The organism is Polaromonas sp. P4_F9 (genome assembly GCF_056401235.1).
Genome location: NZ_JBFUJT010000001.1, coordinates 214,734 through 234,910 on the forward strand (window position 1 = coordinate 214,734; position 20,177 = coordinate 234,910).

Sequence of the window (20,177 nt, forward strand, 5' to 3'; positions counted from 1 at the left end):
CGTGGGCCTGTCAGTGGTTGTCATTCCGGGAGCGCCGGCTGATCAGTGACGAGGCCCACGGGCCTTGCCAGACAAGTACAGAACAGAGTGGCGCACCACACTGCGGAGCCGGAACCGTGCGGGGCCCGGTACGCCGCGTCACGTGCCGGTTGTCCCGGCCCTGCTGGCCCGCCGGCTCCCCTTCTGCACCGGCTTTTGTTCCAGCTTCTGTTGTTCCAGCTTCTGCGCTGGCTTCCGCCCCGCGGCCTGTGTCGATTTACGGCCAGGCGTCTGAACCTCTTCGTTCTGAACGTCTTCGGCGACCAGGCGCAAACAGTCCATCAATTGCTCGCTGCTCGGCGTCAGCCGCCGCCCCCGCACGGTGATGAGGCCGATGGGGGGCAGCTCAATCGGCACCTCAATGGGCAAAATGTCCAGCAGGCCCTCCTTCTCGAAGTGCAGGGCTACCGAGCGCGCCAGGAAACCGGCCGCCTCGCGCTGCTGCACGAAAGTGCTGAGCACCAGGAACGACGAGGTTTCGATAATGTCGACCGGCGGGTTCAGCCCGTGGCGAAAGAAAGTCTGCTCGATCTTCACACGCAGTGAAGCCCAGGGCGGCGGCAATACGCAGGGCATGGCGGCCAGATCGGCCCAGCCCGGGGTTTTGCGCCGCGCCAGTGCATGGCCGCGCCTGACCACCACCTTCATCGGTTCGTTGAACAGCGCCTCGGTCACCAGGTCCGGCGCGGCGTAGCCAGGCTCCAGCCGGCCGACAAACAGGTCCAGCTCGCCCAGGCGCAGTTTGGGCAGCAGGTGGGTGAGGTCGCCCTCCTCCACCAGCACCGTGGCCTGCGCCGAACGCTGCTTGAGCAGCTTGACCGCGCCAGCCAGCAGGACCGGCATGGCCACCACCATGGCACCGACGCGGGTGCGGCCCGCCGCCCCGCTGGCCACCGCTGCAATTTCATCGCGCGTGCGTTCGTATTCCGCCAGCACCGAGCGCGCAAAACGCACGATGGCCTGGCCGCTGGAAGTAGGCACGGTGCCGCGCGTGGAACGCTCAAACAGCGTCAGGTCGAGCATGCTCTCGACCTCGGTCAACATTTTCGAGACGGCCGGCTGGCTGACCGACAGGAACTCGGCCGTTCGGCCCAGGTGGCGAAACTGGTCCAGCGCCACCATCAGCTGCAGGTGGCGCAGCTTGATGTTGGAGCGAAGGACGCGGTCAATCTGGGCCATGGCTCATGTTAACCCAATGGCTATGAAGCGATTCCACTATTCGATTAGATTGTTATGAAGAATCGGGCAAGAATCACTGCATAAGACGCTGCATAAGAAATTCCGTATTCATCCACCCGAGGCAGACAAACATGAAAATTTCCACCCTTCCCACCGGGGCCGCCGGGACCGCCGGGGTCAGGCGCCGCGAACTGCTCATCGGCGCTGCCGCTGCGGGTGCCGGGGCACTGGCACTCACGCACCCCCTGCGCGCACGGGCGCAGGCCTATCCCGACCGGCCGATCACCTTCATCTGCCCCTGGCCGGCCGGCGGCACCGCGGACCAATCCATGCGGGCCTTGTGCCAGATTGCCTCGCGCGTGCTGGGCCAGTCCATCGCGGTTGACAACAAGGCCGGCGCCTCCGGCATGATTGGCACCAAGGCCATGGCCTCTGCCAGGCCCGACGGCTACACCATTGGCCAGATACCGATTTCCGTCACGCGTTTCTCGCAGCTCGGCACACTGCAGCTGGACCCGCTCAAGGACTTCACCTACCTGGCGCGCACCTCGGGCCAGACCTTCGGCATGGCTGCCCCGGCCGACTCGCGCTTCAAGTCGCTTCAGGAAGTCGTGGCTTTTGCCAAAGCCAACCCCGGCAAGCTGACCTATGCCCATGCGGGCATCGGCGGCGCCACCCACGTCGGCATGGAAGAGTTCGCGCTGGCAGCAGGCGTCCAGTTCAACCATGTGCCCTACAAGGGCGGTGCCGAAGCGCTGCAGGCGGTGCTCGGCGGCCATGTCGACCTGCTGGCCGACTCCAGCTCCTGGGCGCCGCATGTCGAGGCCGGCAAGCTCAAGCTGCTGGCCACCTGGGGCGAGCGGCGCACGGCACGCTTCAAGGATGCGCCCACGCTCAAGGAACTGGGCTACAACGTCGTGGTGGATGCACCCAACGGCATCGGCGCCCCGAAAGGCATGGACCCGGCCATCACCCAGAAACTGCGCGAAGCGTTTCGCGTCGCCGTGGCCAGCCCCGAGTTCAAACAGGTCGCCGACAAGATCGATGCACCGGTGCTCTACCTGGACGGCCCTGACTATGAGAAGTATGTGGCCAGCGTCTACCAGAAAGAAACCGTGCTCATTGAAAAGCTCAAGCTCAGGGAATTGATGAAGAGCTGAGCGCCGCCGCGTCGCCTCCCCCAACTCAACGCAGCTCAACCCAAGCCAACCTTGCCATGCCTTCCCCCACCGCCAGCCCGCTGATCCGCCTGCACGCCAACGACAACGTGCTCGTGGCAAAGACCCCGCTCGCCCTGGGCCAGGCCCTGCCGGAGATTGACGCGCGTGCGCGCGCCCAGGTGCCGGCCGGCCACAAGATCGCCGCCTGCCGCATCGCCAGTGGCGAACGCATCATCAAGTACGACACCGTGATCGGCATCGCCGCGCGCGACATCGAGGCGGGTGACCATGTGCACGCGCACAACCTGACGCTGGTGGATTTCGAACGCGACCCGGCTTTCGGCCAGGACGTGCGGCCAGTCGATTTTGTGACGGATGCCGAGCGCGCCACCTTCATGGGTTTCGTGCGCCCCGACGGCCGTGTCGGCACCCGCAACTTCATCGGCATTTTGTCGTCGGTCAACTGCTCCGCCACCGTCATCAAGAACATTGCGGCCCACTTCACGCCCGAACGACTGGCGGACTTTCCCCACGTGGACGGTGTGGCCGCCTTTGCACAAACCAGCGGCTGCGGCATGTCGTCACCCAGCGAACATTTCGATGTGCTGCGCCGCACCCTGGCCGGCTATGCCCGTCACCCCAACCTGGCGGGCGTGCTGATTGTGGGACTGGGCTGCGAGCGCAACCAGGTGGCGTCGCTGGTGGAATCACAGGGCCTGCCGGAAAGCAAACTCATGCGCACGCTGGTGATGCAGGAGGTCGGCGGCACCCGTGTAACCATTGAAGCCGGCATAGCCGCCATCCGGGAGATGCTGCCGGAAGCGAACGCGGCCCGGCGCCAGCCCGTGTCGGCCAGCCATCTGAAGATTGGCCTGGAGTGCGGCGGCTCCGACGGTTTCTCCGGCATCACGGCCAACCCGGCGCTGGGCGCGGCCATGGACATCCTGGTGCGCCACGGCGGCACCGCCATCCTGTCGGAAACGCCCGAGATCCATGGCGTGGAATACATGCTGACCCGCCGTGCCGTGACCCCCGAAGTCGGGCAGAAACTGCTGGACCGGCTGGCCTGGTGGGAGCAATACACGGCGGGCCACAATGCCCAGTTCAACGGCGTGGTCGGGCACGGCAACCAGGCGGGCGGGCTGGCTAATATCTTTGAAAAATCGTTGGGCTCGGCCATGAAGGGCGGCACCACGCCGCTGCAGGCCGTGTATGAATACGCCGAGCCCATCGACCGCCACGGTTTCGTGTTCATGGATTCACCGGGTTACGACCCGGTGGCCTCGACCGGGCAAATCGCCAGCGGCGCTAACCTGATCTGCTTCACCACCGGCCGCGGCTCGATGTTCGGCTCCAAGCCGGCGCCCACGATCAAGCTGGCCAGCAACACGCCCATGTTCACCCGCCTCGAGGAAGACATGGACCTCAATTGCGGCGCCATCCTGGACGGCGAGCTGGACGTGCCGCAAATGGGCCAGCGGATTTTCGAGGCCATCCTGCGCCATGCCTCGGGCGAGCCGACCAAAAGCGAGGCGCTGGGCCTGGGTGATCACGAATTCGTGCCCTGGCACCTCGGCATTGTGAGCTGACCGCCACGCCCCCCGGGACTGCCTTGGGCTGGTATCGTCGGCATTCGCGACAGCACGCTTGAAACGAGGGACGCGAGGATCGCGTCGCGGCCCGCATTCCGTCAACGACCATTTCAAAGGATGAATTCATGAGCACCGGCAACCCCTTCAAGGCCGCACTGGCCGGCGGCCAACAGCAAATCGGCCTGTGGCTGTCCATGGCCGACCCCTACCTGGCAGAAGTCAGCGCCACCGCCGGATTCGACTGGTTGCTGATTGACGGCGAGCATGCACCCAATGACCTGCGCAGCACACTGGCCACGCTGCAGGCCGTGGCGCCCTACCGCTCCCAGCCGGTGGTGCGGGCGGTGGCCGGCGACGTGCCGCTAATCAAGCAGTTGCTGGACATTGGCGCGCAAAACCTGCTAGTGCCCATGGTCGACACAGCCGCCCAGGCCCAGGCCATCGTGGACGCCACGCGCTACCCGCCTCGGGGCGTCCGGGGCGTGGGCAGTGCGGTGGGACGCGCCTCGCGCTGGAGCGCGCGCACCGACTACCTCGACCACGCCGACAGCGAGGTCTGCCTGCTGGTGCAGGCGGAAACCGTCACGGCCCTGAAAAACCTGGAAGCGATTTGCGCCGTGGACGGCGTGGATGGGGTGTTCATCGGCCCCGCCGATCTGGCCGCGTCCATGGGGCACCGCGGCAAACCGGGCCACCCCGAGGTGCGGGCGGCCATCGAGCAGGCCATGAAAACCATCATCGCCTCCGGCAAGGCAGCGGGCTCGCTCACCTCGGACCCGGCGCTGGCACGGCACTACCTGGCCCTGGGCTGCACCTTTGTGGCCACCGGCGTTGATGTATTGGTCTATGCCAATGCGGTTCGGCGCATGGCGGCTGACTTCATCTCGCCCGGCACCGCACAGGCGGCCATCCCAAGCGCAGCCTACTGACCGGCAAGGCAGCGCAGCAGCCCCGGAACTCCACCCACCGGAGGGCTGTGACGGCAGGCAAGGCCGGAACCCCGTTAACGCTGGCGACGCCCGAAAGGCCCGCCACAAACTCTGCCGAACCGCGTGTCCGGCGTAATGCGCGCCCGGACCCATGGCATGAAACATGCTGCACTGCAGCATCAGGCCACGGGTAAACCCGTGGATTGAAGTTTTCATTTCTGAGTACAGTCGTGTATACAAAATTGACCGGCCCGCTGGTCAGTTGCCTTGTAGTTCCATCCCCCTGGCCCGGCATCCACCCTCTGCATTGGAGATCACCCATGGACATTCGCAACCCATCGCCCGACCTTTACAACGAAGACCTGGCCCCGGCAAAAACGCGGAACTGGGGCACCTTCAGCATCTTCAATGTATGGACCTCGGATGTGCACAGCCTCTGGGGCTATTACCTGGCGGCCAGCCTGTTCCTGCTGTGCGGCAGTTTCACCAACTTTCTGCTGGCCATCGGCCTGAGTTCGATGGTGATCTTTTTCCTGATGAACCTGGTCGGTTACGCAGGCGTTAAAACCGGCGTGCCCTACCCCGTGCTGGCCCGCGCCTCCTTCGGCGTTTGGGGCGCCAATCTGCCCGCACTGGTGCGCGCCGTGGTGGCCTGCTTCTGGTATGGCGCACAGACCGCTGCAGCCTCGGGCGCCATTGTGGCGCTGCTCACCCGCTCCGACGCCATCATGGCGTTTCACAAATCGACCCACCTGCTGGGCCATTCGGGCCTGGAGGTGATCTGCTTCGTCGTCGTCTGGGCCCTGCAGCTGCTGATCATCCAGAACGGCATGGAAACCGTGCGCAAGTTCCAGGACTGGGCCGGCCCGGCGGTATGGGTGGCCATGCTGGTGCTTGCGGTTGGACTGTGCGTGAAGGCCGGCGGCTTCTCGTTTGACCACGGCATTCCGCAGGATGTGCTGCTGGCCAAGACCAAGGACGCCGGCGTGCCCGGCGAGCCCGGCTCGTTCTGGGCGCTGATGGCCGTGGGCGCCACCTGGATCACCTACTTTGCCGCGCTGTATCTGAACTTTTGCGATTTCTCGCGTTACGCCAAAGACAAGGCCACCGTCAAAAAAGGCAACCTCTGGGGCCTGCCGATCAACCTGATCCTGTTCTCGCTGGTGGCCGGCGTGACGACGATTGCCGCCTTCAAGGTGTACGGCGAGGTGCTGCTGCACCCCGAGCAGATCTCCGCCAAGTTCGACAGCTGGTTCCTGGCGCTGCTGGCCGCGCTGACCTTTGCCGTGGCGACGCTGGGCATCAACGTGGTGGCCAACTTCGTCTCGCCCGCGTTTGACTTTGCCAATGTGTTCCCGCGCAAGATCAGCTTCAAGACCGGCGGCTACATCGCGGCCGGTATCGCATTGGTGCTTTATCCCTTCGCGCCCTGGGAGGGCAACGCGGCGACCTTTGTGGGGGCCATAGGCGCGACCATGGGGCCGCTCTTGGGCATCATCCTGGTGGACTACTACCTGATCGCCAAAGGCCAGGTCAATGTGGAAGCGCTCTACCACGAGGACGGCGAATACCGCTACCAGGGCGGCTGGAACCGCAACGCCCTCATTGCCGCCGTCATTGGTGCGCTGTTCTCCAGCGTCTTGCCCAACTTCACCAGCCTGTTGCCGTCCTGGTGGGGCATTTATGGCTGGTTCTTTGGCGTGGCCATCGCCGGCATTGCGTATTACGCGCTTGCTACGGCCATGCCTCGGGCGACGGCTACGGCACACGCCAAGGCCTAGCAGCCTACCGCGTAGGGGGAGGCCCCGGTTCGGGGCTTCCCGGTCCGGCCGATCATCTCCTTCCCCCGCTGGGGGAAGGCCGGGATGGGGGCTCACGGCGCGGGCATCGGGCCACCGCGCTTATCTGGTCGCCGCTGGCCCCCACCCCAACCCTCCCCCGGAAGGGGAGGGAGCTTCACAGTCCTTGACTGAAACGTATCAGCCTAGCCGCGGCCCACAAACGGCATTTTGGTGGCCATGATGGTCATGAACTGCACGTTGGTGGACAGCGGCAGCGCGGCCATGTGAACCACCGCATCGGCCACTTCCTTGGCGTCCATCATGGGCTCAACGGCAATCTCGCCGTTGGCCTGGGGCACGCCCTTGGTCATGCGGGCGGACAGTTCCGTCAGGGCATTGCCGATGTCGATTTGGCCGCAGGCGATGTTGTACTTGCGGCCATCGAGCGAGATCGATTTGGTCAGGCCCGTGATGGCGTGTTTCGTCGAGGTGTAAGGCGCGGAATTGGGGCGCGGCGCGTGGGCGGAAATCGAGCCGTTGTTGATGATGCGGCCGCCCTGCGGCTGCTGGTCCTTCATCAGCCGGATGGCGCCCTGCGCGCAGAGGAAGGAGCCCGTGAGGTTGATGTTCACGACGTTTTGYCATTGCTCGAATGTGATGTCCTCGATGTTCACGCCCGGGGCGTTCACGCCGGCGTTGTTGAACAGCAGGTCGAGCCGCCTAAACACTTCCTTGATCTTGGCAAACAGGGCCGCTACCGACTCAGGGTTGCTCACATCGGTAGGGACCGGCAGCGCACGGTCGGTGCCTGACTCCTTGGCCACCTCGTTGAGCGGCTCGATGCGTCGCCCGACGAGTGCCACGCAGTAACCCTCCCGCAGAAGTGCCAGCGCGACGGCCCTGCCAATACCGGTGCCTGCACCCGTCACCACAGCGACCTTGCCGTTTGCCTTGTCGTTCGAACTCATGTTGTACCTCTGTCTCTTTGCTTGATGTTGATGAAGAAGAATCCGGGTGCCAGACCCGCGGCCGACGGCCAGTGCCGATGGTCTGGATTGTGCCCCAGCCACGGCAAGGCGGCAGGAGCGCGCACCACCCGGTCTCCCCCTGGTTTCGACTTCTTTGCCGGCAATTACTTTAGGTTTAAACTATTTTTATCACTTGTTGGAAATAACCGACACCACGGCTTTTTCAGCGGTGCTACCTTTACACGTATGACAGCCCAACCCCCTCCTCCCGCCATGGCCAAGTCCTTGAGAATCTGGGACATCTCGCCCCCCGTGGCGCCAGGCTCGCCGGTTTTTCCGGGCGACACGCCCTACGAGCAGCAATGGGCTGCGAGCATAGCGCCGGGCTGCCCGGTGAACGTCAGCACCATCACCTTGTCGCCGCACATCGGCGCACATGCCGACGCGCCGTTGCACTACGACCCGCAGGGCGCCACCATCGGCGCGGTCGATCTCACGCCCTATATCGGGCCTTGCCGCGTCATTCACGCCATCGCCAAAGGGCCGCTGATCGAGTGGGAGCACCTGGCGCATGCCGTACACGACCTGCCGCCGCGCGTGCTGGTTCGCACCTACGCGCGCATGCCGGTCGAGCGCTGGGACCCCACGCTCGCGGCCTACGCGCCCGAGACCGTTGAGCGGCTCGCCGCGCTCGGCGTCAAGCTGATCGGCATCGACACCGCCAGCATCGACCCGGCCGAGAGCAAAACCCTGGACAGCCACCAGGTGATCCGCCGGCGCGGCCTGCGTGTGCTGGAAAACCTGGTGCTCGACGAGGTGCCCGAAGGCGACTACGAACTGATTGCCCTGCCGCTCAAGCTGATGACGGCCGATGCTTCCCCCGTTCGCGCAGTACTGCGCGAACTACCCAATCCAGGCGCAGTCTTGCGCGAACTCCCCTGAAAGATGAACCTGACATGACCACAACTCTGCAAGATTGCCGCGCACTCGATGCGCAAGACCGACTGCGCACCCTGCGCGACCAGTTCAGCCTGCCCGAAGGCGTGATTTACCTGGACGGCAACTCGCTCGGCGTGCTGCCCAAAACCGCCGCGGCACGCGTGCAGGAGGCCGTGGTGCAGGAATGGGGCCAGGGCCTGATCCGCAGCTGGAACAGCGCGGGCTGGTTCAGCCTGCCGCAGCGCCTGGGCGACAAGATTGCGCAACTGATAGGCGCAAAACCGGGCGAAGTGGTGGCCACCGACAGCACCTCGATCAATCTCTACAAGGTGCTCAGCGCAGCGCTCCATATCGCCGCGCAGGACGCGCCGCAGCGCAAAGTCATCGTGAGCGAGCGCAGCAACTTCCCGACCGACCTCTACATTGCCGAAGCGCTGTGCAAGGAACGTGGCTACCAATTGCAACTGGTGGAGCCCGAAGAAATCGCCAGCGCGCTGACGGCCAACGTGGCCGTGCTGATGCTGACCCATGTGAACTACCGCACCGGTGCCATGCACGACATGGAAGCCGTGACGAGCGCTGCGCACGCAGCGGGCGTGCTCACGGTCTGGGACCTGGCACACAGTGCGGGCGCCGTCCCCGTGGACCTGAACGGCGCGAAGGCCGATTTCTCGATTGGCTGCGGCTACAAGTACTTGAATGGCGGCCCCGGCGCCCCGGCCTTTGTCTGGGTCAACCCCAAGCACGCCGACCGCTTCTGGCAGCCGCTGGCCGGTTGGTGGGGCCATGCCGCCCCGTTCGAGTTCACGCCCGACTACCGGCCCGCCGCCGGCATTTCTCGGTACCTGTGCGGCACGCAGCCCATTTTGAGCATGACGGCGCTGGAATGCGGGCTCGACGGCTTCCTGGCGGCCGAACCACTGGGCGGCATGCAGGCGCTGCGCCGCAAATCGCTGGCCCTCACCGACCTGTTCATTCAACTGGTTGAAGAGCGCTGCGCAGATCAGGGCCTCGGGCTTGCAACACCACGCGAGCACACGCAGCGCGGCTCGCAGGTTTGCCTCACGCGCAAGGAAGGCGCTTACGCCATCGTGCAGGCGCTGATTGCGCGCGGTGTGATTGGTGACTACCGCGCAGGCGACGGCGGGAAACATCTCGACATCCTGCGCTTCGGCTTCACGCCGCTCTACATCGGCTTTGAAGATGTCTGGAACGCCGTGGAGCACCTCAAGCAGGTACTTGACACCGATGAGTGGCAAAGAGCCGAATTCAACCAGAAACATGCGGTGACCTGATCATGTGCCCCTACGCCCCTGCCTCCCACAACCCCCAGAGCCCTCAGAGCAAGCCTGAGGACATCGTTCGCGACGAGAAAGCCCAGCTCGACTTCAGCCGCGACATGAGCTATGGCGACTACCTGCAGCTCGACGCGATTCTGAACGCGCAAAAACCACTGTCGCCCGCGCACGACGAGATGCTGTTCATCGTCCAGCACCAGACCAGCGAACTCTGGATGAAGCTGATGCTGCATGAGCTGCGCGCCGCGATTGCGAATGTAGCGGCCGACGAACTGGGCAGCGCCTTCAAGATGCTGGCGCGCGTGAGCCGCATCATGGAGCAACTGGTCCATGCCTGGGACGTGCTGGCCACCATGACGCCGCCCGAGTACAGCGCAATGCGCCCCTACCTCGGGGCGTCGAGCGGCTTTCAGAGCTACCAGTACCGCTGCATCGAATTCGCCCTGGGCAACAAGAACGCCGCCATGCTCCAGCCGCACGCGCACCGGTCGGACCTGCTGGCGCAGGTGCAGGCCGCCTATGAAGCCCCCTCGCTCTACGACGAAGCGCTGCGCCTGCTGGCACGGCGCGGCTTGGCCGTGCCCCCCAGCCACACCGAACGCGACTGGACCCAGCCCTACCCCGAAAGCGCCGCGGTCGAACAAGCCTGGCTGACCGTCTACCGCGACCCGAAACAGTACTGGGACCTGTACCAGCTCGGCGAAGAACTCACAGACCTCGAAGACGCGTTTCGCCTCTGGCGCTTCCGCCATGTCACCACGGTCGAGCGCATCATCGGCTTCAAACCCGGCACCGGCGGTACCAGCGGCGTGAGCTATTTGCGCAAGATGCTGGATGTGGTGTTGTTTCCGGAGATCTGGAAGTTGCGGACGGATTTGTAGGGGAAGTGGATTTACCTAAATAGGTATCTGCGTGAAATGCTATTTAATTGATAGCTGATTGGCTTTTCTGAGGGCGGCTGGCCGGGGGTTGCCCGGCGGCAAGTAACTTTCTTTTGCTTCGCCAAAAGAACGTCACCAAAGAAAAGGCGACCCGCAGTCTGGGTCCTTGCGCTTCGCTCCAGGCAACCTGCGCTGCTCGACTCCGGCGGGGGTCCGCAGAACTCGCCTGCGGCTCAAACAACTGCGGCCCTGATCCCGCCTCCATCTGCGCTGCTCGGCCCAGCCACACGGGTGGGGAGCAGATAGCAATACCGAATGCACAAAGAAAATACCAAGACAAACAAGTACACGCCATGGCGTGTACTTGTGGTTTTTGAGCGTCAGACTCCGGTATTTGGTATTGGGCTGTTTGCCTTCAACCCCTTCTGTCTGCGCCGAGGAGCGCAGGTTCAGGCGGATCAGGGATCGCGATTGTCTGAGCGCAGCGAGTTGAGCGAGACCCCGCCTGGACCGAGCACCGCAGGCTGCCCGCAGCGAAGCGAAGGGACGCAGACAGCAGGGTCGCCTTTTCTTTTGCTTACTTTTCTTTTGGCGAAGCAAAAGAAAAGTGAGTAGCCGCCGGGCTACCCCCGGCCAGCCGCCCTCAGCAGAGCCACTCAGCTATTAATTCAATAGCAACCTACAAGACCTTGGACACCCCACCATAAAGCCAAGGCATATCCAGCAGCTTCTCCCCCAGCACCTTCAGCGCGGTATCCCGACCCCAGCGCAACAGTCCGTCCGCATGGAATATCTGCCCGTTGCGCAAGGCCCTGGCCTGCACTTGCGCATTGCGCTGCCAGCGGTTCAGCGCATAACGCTGCAGCATGGTCGGCACATCAAAGGCCGGGTCCAACGCCTGCGCCAGGGTGTGACCCAGCTCGGCGGCGTCTTCAATCGCCATGCCGGCGCCTTGCGCCAGGTAGGGCAGCATCGGGTGGGCGGCATCGCCCAGCAGGGCCACGCGGCCTACGGCATGCTGGTGGGCACCTTGCATGGGCGCGCGATCGCTCAGTGCCCACAAGCGCCAGCCGGCCAGAGCGTCCACCAGCTCACGCAGCGCGGCACAGCTGCCGGCCAGCGCCGCGGCCAGGTCGACCGCATTGGCGCTGTGGTCCCAGGGGTCGGTATCTGCGGCTACTTCGCCGTGCACGATGGCCACCACATTGAGCCACTCGCCGCTGCGCACCGGGTACTGCACCACGTGCATGCGCGGGCCCAGCCAGACCGTGACATGCTGGGTCCTGAGCTTTTCGGGCAGGCTGGCCTGTGACACCAGTGCCCGGTAGGCCAGGTGGCCGGTGCGCCGCGGCAGGCCGTCGCCCAGCAGTTGCTGGCGCACCGTGCTCCACACGCCATCGGCGCCAATCAGGGCGTCGCCTTCAATTTCAGGCCCGCCTTCGGTTTTCACCGTGACGGCTTGCGCCGTCTGGCTGAAAGACTGCAGCGGACGGTCCAGGTGAAGTTTCGCGTCGGTCTGCTGCTGCACGGCCTGGAGCAGCAGACCGTGCAGGTCGGCACGGTGCAGCGTGACATAAGGCGCACCATAACGCCGGACCATGGTGGCCCCCAGCGGCAACTCGCCCAGCGCCTGGCCCGACACGGCGCTGCGCACCTGCAGGCGCTCGGGAAACGCGGCCACCGCCTCAAGCGGCTGAGCCAGCCCCCAGCCGTGCAGCACCTTGACGACGTTAGGGCCCAGCTGAACGCCAGCGCCTACTTCGCTGAAAACGCTCGCGCGTTCAAACAGGCGCACGTCCCAGCCCGCCCGCGAGGCGGACAGTGCCGCCGCGAGCCCGCCGATGCCGCCACCGGCAATCAAGGCCTGTCTGAGGTGATGACCCCCACGGTCATTCACTGCGTGTAACTCCCTGGACGTGCCGCCGCGAGACGCAGCGGCTCTTCCGTCCGTCCAGGCCTGCGCAGGCAGGCTTGGAGCCGCGGACGTTAGCCCCTCGGGGGCTAATTTTCCTTGGGGCGGGCCGGCAGAAAATTGCTGCTGCTTGCCTGCTCATGCAGCGAGAAGCTGCCGGAGCACGAAAGGAAGAATGCCGCCGTTGCGGTAGTAGTCCACTTCGATGGGCGTGTCGATGCGCAGGATCACGCTGACCTCTTCACGCGAGCCGTCGGCGCGGGTGATGACCAGCGTGGCATCGCTCTGGGGTTTGAGCTCGGGGTGGGGAATCACGTCGATGACTTCGTTGCCCGTGAGGTTGAGGGTCTGCCACGATTCACCGTGCTTGAACTGCAAGGGCAGCACGCCCATGCCCACCAGATTGCTGCGGTGAATGCGCTCAAAGCTGCGGGCCACCACGGCCTTGATGCCCAGCAGCTGGGTGCCCTTGGCCGCCCAGTCGCGCGACGAGCCGGTGCCGTATTCCTCGCCGGCAAAAATCACCGTCGGTGTGCCTTCTTCCATGTACTTCATGGCGGCGTCGTAGATGAACATCTTTTCCTGGCCCGGCTGGAACAGCGTTACCCCGCCTTCTTCACGCGAGCCCGTTGCATCCGGCGGAATCATCAGGTTCTTGATGCGCACATTGGCAAAGGTGCCGCGCATCATCACGTCGTGGTTGCCGCGGCGTGCGCCGTAGCTGTTGAAGTCGGCCTTCTGCACGCCGTGCGCCTGCAGCCACAGGCCTGCCGGCGAGCTGGCCTTGATGGAGCCGGCAGGCGAAATATGGTCGGTGGTGATGGAGTCGCCAAACAGCGCCATGATGCGTGCGCCCTTGACCGACACGCTGCCGGCCTCGCCCGCGGCCATGGTGAAATCCTTGAAGAAAGGCGGCTCGGCGATGTAGGTGCTGGTGGGCCAGGTGTAGGAGGTGCCCGTCACCCCCTTGATGTTTTCCCAGAGCTTGCCCGGCTCGGTCTTGACCTTGGCGTAATTGGCGCGGAAGGCCTTGCCGTTCATGGCGTACTTCATGAGCTTGTCAATCTCATCGCTGGTCGGCCAGATATCGCCCAGGTAGACATCCCTTAACTTCCCATCTTTGCCCTTGCCCTTGCCGACCGGCTCGGTCATCAGGTCGCGCATCACCGTGCCGGCAATGGCGTACGCCACCACCAGCGGCGGGCTGGCCAGGAAGTTGGCTTTCAGGTTGGGATGGATGCGGGCTTCGAAGTTGCGATTGCCGGACAGCACGGCGGCGCACACCAGGTCGCTCTTGGTGATGGCTTCGTTGATCTCGGGCGTCAAATCCCCGGCATTGCCGATGCAGGTGGTGCAGCCGTAACCGGCCAGGGAAAAGCCCAGCTTTTCAAGGTAAGGCAACAAGCCGGTCTCGGTCAGGTATTCGGTCACGATACGTGAACCGGGAGCCAGGGAGGTCTTGATGTGCGGCTGCACTTTCAGGCCCGCCTCCACCGCTTTTTTGGCCAGCAGGCCCGCCGCCAGCAATACGCTGGGATTCGACGTATTGGTACAGCTGGTGATCGCCGCAATCAGCACATCGCCGTTGCCGATGCTGATGCCGGCCTTTTTGGACTCAGGTGTGGGGACCTCGGGATGGGCTGCTGCCATCGTGGCCAGCGTCGGGCGGTTGCCTTCCATTTCGACCACCGAGCGCGGCGCACCCATCGGCGTGGGAACCGCCCCCGGCAGGGTATCGGCACGGCCATCGTCCGTGTGCCGCAGCAAGTGCCGCGTAGCCAGCATGCCGGCAGGCTGGTTGAAACCGTTGTCCGCAATCGGTTTGCTAAAAAGCGCGGCGAACTGGCTGGCCACATTGCCCAACTCGATGCGGTCCTGCGGCCGTTTGGGACCGGCCAGGCTGGGCGTGACGTCGCCCAGGTCGAGCTTGACCACCTGCGAATAGTCAATGTCACCGGCCTTGGCCACGCCGAACAGGCCCTGTGCCCTGAAGTAAGCCTCGAACGCCTCGATTTCGTCTTTGGTGCGCCCGGTGCCCTTGAAGTACTCGATGGTTTTTTCATCCACCGGGAAAAAGCCCATGGTGGCGCCGTATTCGGGCGCCATGTTACCAATCGTGGCACGGTCGGGCAGCGCCAGCGTGCGGGTGCCTTCGCCGAAGAATTCGACAAACTTGCCGACGACCTTTTCCTTGCGCAGGGTTTCCGTCACGCGCAGCACCAGGTCGGTCGCCGTGACACCCTCGCGCAGCCGGCCCGTCAGCTCAAAGCCCACCACGTCAGGCGTGAGGAAATACACCGGCTGGCCCAGCATGGCGGCCTCGGCCTCAATGCCGCCCACGCCCCAGGCCACCACGCCAATGCCGTTGATCATGGTGGTGTGGCTGTCGGTGCCGACCAGCGAGTCGGGGTAATACACCCCCTCTTTTGTCTTGTGCACACCGCGTGCCAGGTATTCGAGATTGACCTGGTGCACGATGCCGAAACCGGGGGGCACCACGCCAAAGGTGTCAAAGGCCTGCATGCCCCATTTCATGAATTCGTAGCGCTCGCGGTTGCGCTGGAATTCGAGCTTCATGTTCAGGTCCAGCGAATTCTTCTTGCCGTAATAGTCGACCATGATGGAATGGTCCACCACCAGGTCCACCGGCACCAGCGGCTCAATCGATTTCGGGTTCTTGCCCAGCTTCAGGGCGACGCTGCGCATCGCGGCCAGGTCGGCCAGCAGCGGCACGCCGGTGAAGTCCTGCAGCACCACGCGCGAAACCACAAAGGGGATTTCCTGCGTACGGTCCGCACGGGGCGCCCAGTTGGCCACCTCCCCCACATGCTCGGCCGTCACTTTTTTGCCATCGCAGTTGCGCAGCACCGACTCGAGCACGATGCGTATGGACACCGGCAGGCGCGCCACCTTGGGGAACTGTTTGGCCAGCGCGGGCAGGGAATAGAACTCGCCCGTTTTGCCTGACGCGGTTTTGAAGGTTTTGCGCGTTGCAGCGAAAGCATGGGAAGGACGGGCGGGCGTAGGCGATTTGGCCATGGCAGACTCCTTTTTGTTAAACCAACAGCCTCCATTCTGGCAGGCGCCGGGCTGATGTGGGAGCCTTTGGCAACATACCCGGCAAGGTGGCGCGAGCTTTCACGGCCTGACGCACAAGGCCCGCAACCACCCTTGCCAGCCCCTTCACCAGGCTGGCTGGGGCGCCGAGCGGCGCAATCCGAAAAACTGGAGTTCGGCCAGCACCGCCACGGTCAGCGCCTGCGCCACCACATAGGCCGTACCCAGCATGGAGGGCGCCACGCGGCCACTGACCAGCAGCAGCGCACAAGCGATCGCCCAGCCCAGGTTACCCGCCAATAGCACCCAGACCAGGGGCCTCGGCAAGGGGTCACGCGTGGAAACAAAGGCCACCACCGCCGCATACACGAGCAAAAACTCGCTGGTGTAGGCCAGCAAGGCCTCGGGCAAGCCCAGCAGTTGGGCCATCTGGCCCGTGAAAACGACCTGAAGCACGACGCAAGCCACGCACGAGAGGGCATCGGCACGCAGCACATTGCGCAGGAAGTTGGGGGAGGACATGAACGGGATGGAAGACATTGCAAACTCCTTGGATTAACTTGAATTGAACCTGGGTTGAGATAGCCGGTTAAGTCAGCCAGCGCACCTGGCTATCAATCAGTGCGGCATGGACTTGAATCATTCCCGCGGGGGCGCCCCAAGTCGATGACGTGGGAGGTAATGGAATACCGGCCTGCTGGCGCTTTAGGATGGCACCATGAACACAAGCACCCCCCAGCCGTTTGGTGATCACCTGCGCCACTGGCGCCGGCACCGCCGCCTGAGCCAGCTGGACCTGGCCCATGAAGCGGAGATTTCGACCCGGCACCTGAGTTTTGTGGAAACCGGCCGATCCGTGCCCAGCCGCGAAATGGTGTTGCGCCTTTCTGAGCGCCTGGACATTCCGCTGCGCGAGCGCAATGCCCTGCTGGTGGCGGCGGGCTATGCACCGATGTACCGTGAACGGCCACTCCATGATCCGGCGCTGGACTCGGCCCGGCAGGCGGTGGAGCTGCTGCTGAAAAGCCACGAGCCCTACCCCGCGCTGGCAATCGATCGGCACTGGAACCTGATCGCCGCCAACCGCATGGTGCCGCACCTGATGGCCGGGGCCGATGCGTCGCTGCTGCGGGCGCCCGTGAATGTGCTGCGCCTGAGCCTGCACCCGCTGGGGCTGGCCCCCAAAATTGCCAATCTGGTGCAGTGGCGCGCCCACCTGTTCGAACGCCTGCGCCAGCAAATCACGGCCACCGCCGACCCGGTGCTGGTGGCCCTGCTGGAAGAGCTGAAGGCCTACCCCGTACCTGAAGATGCCGCCAGCCTGCACCTGGACGGCGAGCACGCGGGTGTCGTCATGCCCTTCAAGTTCACCACGCCGGCCGGCGTGCTGACTTTTATCAGCACCACCACCATCTTCGGCTCGCCGGTCGACGTCACACTGCAGGAGCTGGCAATGGAGACATTTTTCCCGGCGGATGAGTTCACCCGGCAGGCCCTGCAGGCCTTGATGCCGCAGGCTTGACGCGGCTCGTTGGCTCCTTGGCTCCTTGGCTCGCCATTGAACAGCGCCTTACTCAGATAGAGCAGATAAAGCAGATAGAGCAGATAAAGCAGATAGAGCAGATAGAGCAGATAGAGCAGATAGAGCAGATAGAGCGTTGACTGCAAACACTTGAAACAAAAAGAAAAAGCCCCGCAACTTTCGCTGCAGGGCTTTTTGTCGAACCTTCCAAGCCTTTTGACGGGTCCGGGTGAACGTGGATGGAAGCTTACGCTGCCACACCGTCTTTCACGGTGTCCGCCATATCGGTGTAATCCTTGACCTTGTCAAAGTTCAGGTACTGGTACACGGTGCTGCTGGCCGCCGTCAACACGCCCATGTCGGCCATGTACTCCGCCTTGGTCGGGATACGACCGAGCTTGGAACAGATCGCGGCCAGCTCGGCGGAGCCCAGGTAGACGTTGGAGTTCTTGCCCAGGCGGTTCGGGAAGTTGCGGGTGGACGTGGAGAACACCGTGGCGCCCTCTTTCACCTGCGCCTGGTTGCCCATGCACAGGCTGCAACCCGGCATTTCCATGCGCGCGCCGGCAGAACCCAGCACGCCGTAATGACCTTCTTCGGTCAGCTGCTTGGCATCCATCTTGGTCGGCGGGGCCATCCAGAGTTTCACGGGAATGTCGCGCTTGTTTTCGAGCAGCTTGGACGCGGCGCGGAAATGGCCGATGTTGGTCATGCAGGAACCGATGAACACTTCATCTATCTTGGAACCCGCCACGTCGGCCAGCGTCTTCACGTCGTCGGGGTCGTTCGGGCAGGCCACGATGGGTTCGTGGATGTCGGCCAGGTCGATTTCAATCACGGCGGCGTATTCGGCATCCGCATCGCCTTTGAGCAGTTGCGGATCGGCCAGCCAGGCTTCCATGGCGGCGATGCGGCGGTTGATGGTGCGCACATCCGAGTAACCCGTGGCAATCATCCATTTCAGCATCGTGATGTTGCTGGTGATGTATTCGATGATGGGTTCCTTGTTCAGGTGCACCGTGCAACCACCGGCGGAGCGCTCGGCCGATGCATCGCTCAGTTCAAACGCCTGCTCCACCTTCAGGTCAGGCAAGCCTTCAATCTCCAGGATGCGGCCCGAGAAGATGTTCTTCTTGCCCTGCTTGGCGACCGTCAGCAAACCGGCCTTGATGGCGTACAGCGGAATGGCATTGACCAGGTCGCGCAGCGTAATGCCGGGCTGCATTTCGCCCTTGAAGCGGACCAGCACCGACTCCGGCATGTCCAGCGGCATCACACCGGTGGCGGCGCCGAAAGCCACGAGGCCGGAACCCGCGGGGAAGCTGATGCCGATGGGGAAACGGGTATGGCTGTCGCCGCCGGTGCCCACGGTGTCGGGCAACAGCATGCGGTTGAGCCAGCTGTGGATGATGCCGTCGCCGGGACGCAGCGAGATGCCGCCACGCGTGCTGATGAAATCAGGCAACTCGTGGTGCATCTTCACGTCCACCGGTTTCGGATAAGCCGCGGTGTGGCAGAAGGACTGCATCACCAGGTCGGAGCTGAAGCCCAGGCAGGCCAGGTCTTTCAGTTCGTCGCGCGTCATCGGGCCGGTGGTGTCCTGCGAACCGACAGAGGTCATCTTGGGTTCACAGTAGGTACCGGGGCGCACGCCCTGGCCTTCAGGCAAGCCGACCGCGCGGCCGACCATTTTTTGCGCCAGCGTGAAACCGCGGCCGCTGTCGACTGGGTTTTGCGGCAGACGGAACTGGGTCGACACCGGCAGGCCCAGCGCGAAGCGCGCCTTGGCGGTCAGGCCGCGGCCGACGATCAACGGAATGCGGCCACCGGCGCGCACTTCGTCAAACAGCACATCGCTTTTGAGCTTGAACTCGGCAATCACCTTGCCGTCTTTCAATGCCTTGCCTTCGTACGGGCGCAGCTCGATCACGTCGCCCATGGCCATCTGGCTCACGTCGAGTTCGATCGGCAGCGCGCCGGAGTCTTCCATGGTGTTGTAGAAAATCGGGGCGATCTTGCCGCCCAGGCAAACACCGCCAAAGCGCTTGTTGGGCACATAGGGGATGTCCTGGCCGGTCCACCACAGCACCGAGTTGGTCGCTGACTTGCGCGATGAACCCGTGCCCACCACGTCGCCCACATAGGCCACGAGATTGCCCTTGGCCTTGAGCTCTTCAATGAACTTGACCGGGCCACGCTTGCCGTCTTCTTCGGGCGTGACGCCAGGACGGGCATTCTTGTGCATGGCCAGCGCATGCAGTGGAATATCGGGTCGGCTCCAGGCGTCGGGCGCGGGTGACAGGTCGTCGGTATTGATTTCGCCGGCAACCTTGAACACGGTCAGCTTGATGGACTCGGGCACCTCGGGGCGGCTGGTGAACCACTCGGCGTCGGCCCAGCTTTGCAGCACGGCCTTGGCGTATTTGTTGCCCTTGTCGGATTTTTCCTGAACGTCATGGAACTGGTCGAACATCAGCAGGGTGTTCTTCAGGCCGCTGGCCGCTTGCGTGGCCACACTGTCTTCGGCGTCGTCGAGCAGCGCAATCATCGGGCTGATGTTGTAGCCGCCCAGCATGGTGCCCAGCAATTGCGTGGCTTTTTCGCGCGAGATCAGCGCGCACTTTTCGGTACCGTGGGCCACGGCCGCCAGGTAGCTGGCCTTGACCTTGGCAGCGTCATCCACACCGGCGGGAACGCGGTGGGTGATGAGTTCAACCAGAAATGCGTCCTCGCCCTTGGGCGGATTTTTCAGCAGCTCGATGACCTCGGCGGTTTGCTGGGCAGACAGCGGCAGCGGTGGAATGCCCGCAACGGCGCGCTCGGCGACATGGTTGCGGTAGCTTTGCAAAAACTCGGACGACATGCTGGTTTCTCCTGTATTCAAAAATCGTGGGGATCGCGGGTTGGGTCTTGGGGGCTG

At 63.8% G+C, this 20,177-nt stretch carries 15 protein-coding genes; 9 read left to right on the plus strand and 6 right to left on the minus strand.

Annotation, left to right across the window (positions count from 1 at the left end):
* Window positions 1-138 precede the first annotated feature (138 nt).
* Entirely contained in the window at window positions 139-1,218 is a 1,080-nt protein-coding gene (locus tag AC1DUB_RS01055) for a LysR substrate-binding domain-containing protein (RefSeq protein WP_477727916.1), read from the minus strand.
* Between the two features lie 131 nt (window positions 1,219-1,349).
* Here AC1DUB_RS01055 and AC1DUB_RS01060 point away from each other — a divergent pair, with 131 nt between their 5' ends.
* The 4 genes from AC1DUB_RS01060 to AC1DUB_RS01075 all read left to right on the plus strand — a co-directional run bounded on the left by AC1DUB_RS01060 (window position 1,350) and on the right by AC1DUB_RS01075 (window position 6,680).
* A complete protein-coding gene (locus tag AC1DUB_RS01060) occupies window positions 1,350-2,378 on the plus strand; it encodes a tripartite tricarboxylate transporter substrate binding protein (protein ID WP_477727917.1) in 1,029 nt (342 codons plus the stop codon).
* A gap of 56 nt (window positions 2,379-2,434) precedes the next feature.
* Window positions 2,435-3,967, plus strand: coding sequence for a UxaA family hydrolase (locus tag AC1DUB_RS01065; protein ID WP_477727918.1), 1,533 nt, complete (start codon window positions 2,435-2,437; stop codon window positions 3,965-3,967).
* Window positions 3,968-4,095: 128 nt separating this feature from the next.
* Window positions 4,096-4,899, plus strand: a complete 804-nt coding sequence (gene hpaI, locus AC1DUB_RS01070; protein ID WP_477727919.1) for a 4-hydroxy-2-oxoheptanedioate aldolase — start codon at window positions 4,096-4,098, stop codon at window positions 4,897-4,899.
* A gap of 320 nt (window positions 4,900-5,219) precedes the next feature.
* Complete coding sequence (locus tag AC1DUB_RS01075) at window positions 5,220-6,680, plus strand: NCS1 family nucleobase:cation symporter-1 (protein WP_477727920.1); 1,461 nt, start codon at window positions 5,220-5,222, stop codon at window positions 6,678-6,680.
* Between the two features lie 203 nt (window positions 6,681-6,883).
* On the opposite strand, the gene AC1DUB_RS01080 is transcribed toward AC1DUB_RS01075, so the two are convergent.
* A complete protein-coding gene (locus AC1DUB_RS01080; protein WP_477727921.1) occupies window positions 6,884-7,648 on the minus strand; it encodes an SDR family oxidoreductase in 765 nt (254 codons plus the stop codon).
* A 246-nt stretch (window positions 7,649-7,894) separates the two neighbouring features.
* Here AC1DUB_RS01080 and kynB point away from each other — a divergent pair, with 246 nt between their 5' ends.
* From kynB to AC1DUB_RS01100, 4 genes are all read left to right on the plus strand, one after another.
* A complete protein-coding gene (kynB, locus tag AC1DUB_RS01085) occupies window positions 7,895-8,590 on the plus strand; it encodes an arylformamidase (RefSeq protein ID WP_477727922.1) in 696 nt (231 codons plus the stop codon).
* A gap of 14 nt (window positions 8,591-8,604) precedes the next feature.
* The gene (kynU, locus tag AC1DUB_RS01090) at window positions 8,605-9,882 is read left to right on the plus strand and encodes a kynureninase (protein ID WP_477727923.1); all 1,278 of its coding nucleotides are present in this window, start codon (window positions 8,605-8,607) and stop codon (window positions 9,880-9,882) included.
* A gap of 2 nt (window positions 9,883-9,884) precedes the next feature.
* The gene (kynA, locus tag AC1DUB_RS01095; RefSeq protein WP_477727924.1) at window positions 9,885-10,766 is read left to right on the plus strand and encodes a tryptophan 2,3-dioxygenase; all 882 of its coding nucleotides are present in this window, start codon (window positions 9,885-9,887) and stop codon (window positions 10,764-10,766) included.
* A 315-nt stretch (window positions 10,767-11,081) separates the two neighbouring features.
* On the plus strand, window positions 11,082-11,381 hold the full coding sequence (locus AC1DUB_RS01100; RefSeq protein WP_477727925.1) for a hypothetical protein: 300 nt from the start codon (window positions 11,082-11,084) through the stop codon (window positions 11,379-11,381).
* A 64-nt stretch (window positions 11,382-11,445) separates the two neighbouring features.
* Here the strand turns inward: AC1DUB_RS01100 and AC1DUB_RS01105 are convergent, their stop codons facing one another.
* The 3 genes from AC1DUB_RS01105 to AC1DUB_RS01115 all read right to left on the minus strand — a co-directional run bounded on the left by AC1DUB_RS01105 (window position 11,446) and on the right by AC1DUB_RS01115 (window position 16,275).
* On the minus strand, window positions 11,446-12,663 hold the full coding sequence (locus AC1DUB_RS01105) for an FAD-dependent monooxygenase (RefSeq protein WP_477727926.1): 1,218 nt from the start codon (window positions 12,661-12,663) through the stop codon (window positions 11,446-11,448).
* Between the two features lie 153 nt (window positions 12,664-12,816).
* The gene (locus AC1DUB_RS01110) at window positions 12,817-15,717 is read right to left on the minus strand and encodes an aconitate hydratase (protein WP_477727927.1); all 2,901 of its coding nucleotides are present in this window, start codon (window positions 15,715-15,717) and stop codon (window positions 12,817-12,819) included.
* Window positions 15,718-15,861: 144 nt separating this feature from the next.
* The gene (locus AC1DUB_RS01115; protein WP_477727928.1) at window positions 15,862-16,275 is read right to left on the minus strand and encodes a hypothetical protein; all 414 of its coding nucleotides are present in this window, start codon (window positions 16,273-16,275) and stop codon (window positions 15,862-15,864) included.
* 178 nt (window positions 16,276-16,453) lie between these two features.
* Here AC1DUB_RS01115 and AC1DUB_RS01120 point away from each other — a divergent pair, with 178 nt between their 5' ends.
* Window positions 16,454-17,257 carry an MmyB family transcriptional regulator gene (locus tag AC1DUB_RS01120; RefSeq protein WP_477727929.1) on the plus strand — a complete coding sequence of 268 codons (804 nt, stop codon included), beginning with the start codon at window positions 16,454-16,456 and terminating at the stop codon, window positions 17,255-17,257.
* A 247-nt stretch (window positions 17,258-17,504) separates the two neighbouring features.
* Here AC1DUB_RS01120 and AC1DUB_RS01125 read toward each other — a convergent pair whose 3' ends face one another.
* Entirely contained in the window at window positions 17,505-20,120 is a 2,616-nt protein-coding gene (locus AC1DUB_RS01125) for a bifunctional aconitate hydratase 2/2-methylisocitrate dehydratase (RefSeq protein WP_477727930.1), read from the minus strand.
* Window positions 20,121-20,177: the final 57 nt, after the last annotated feature.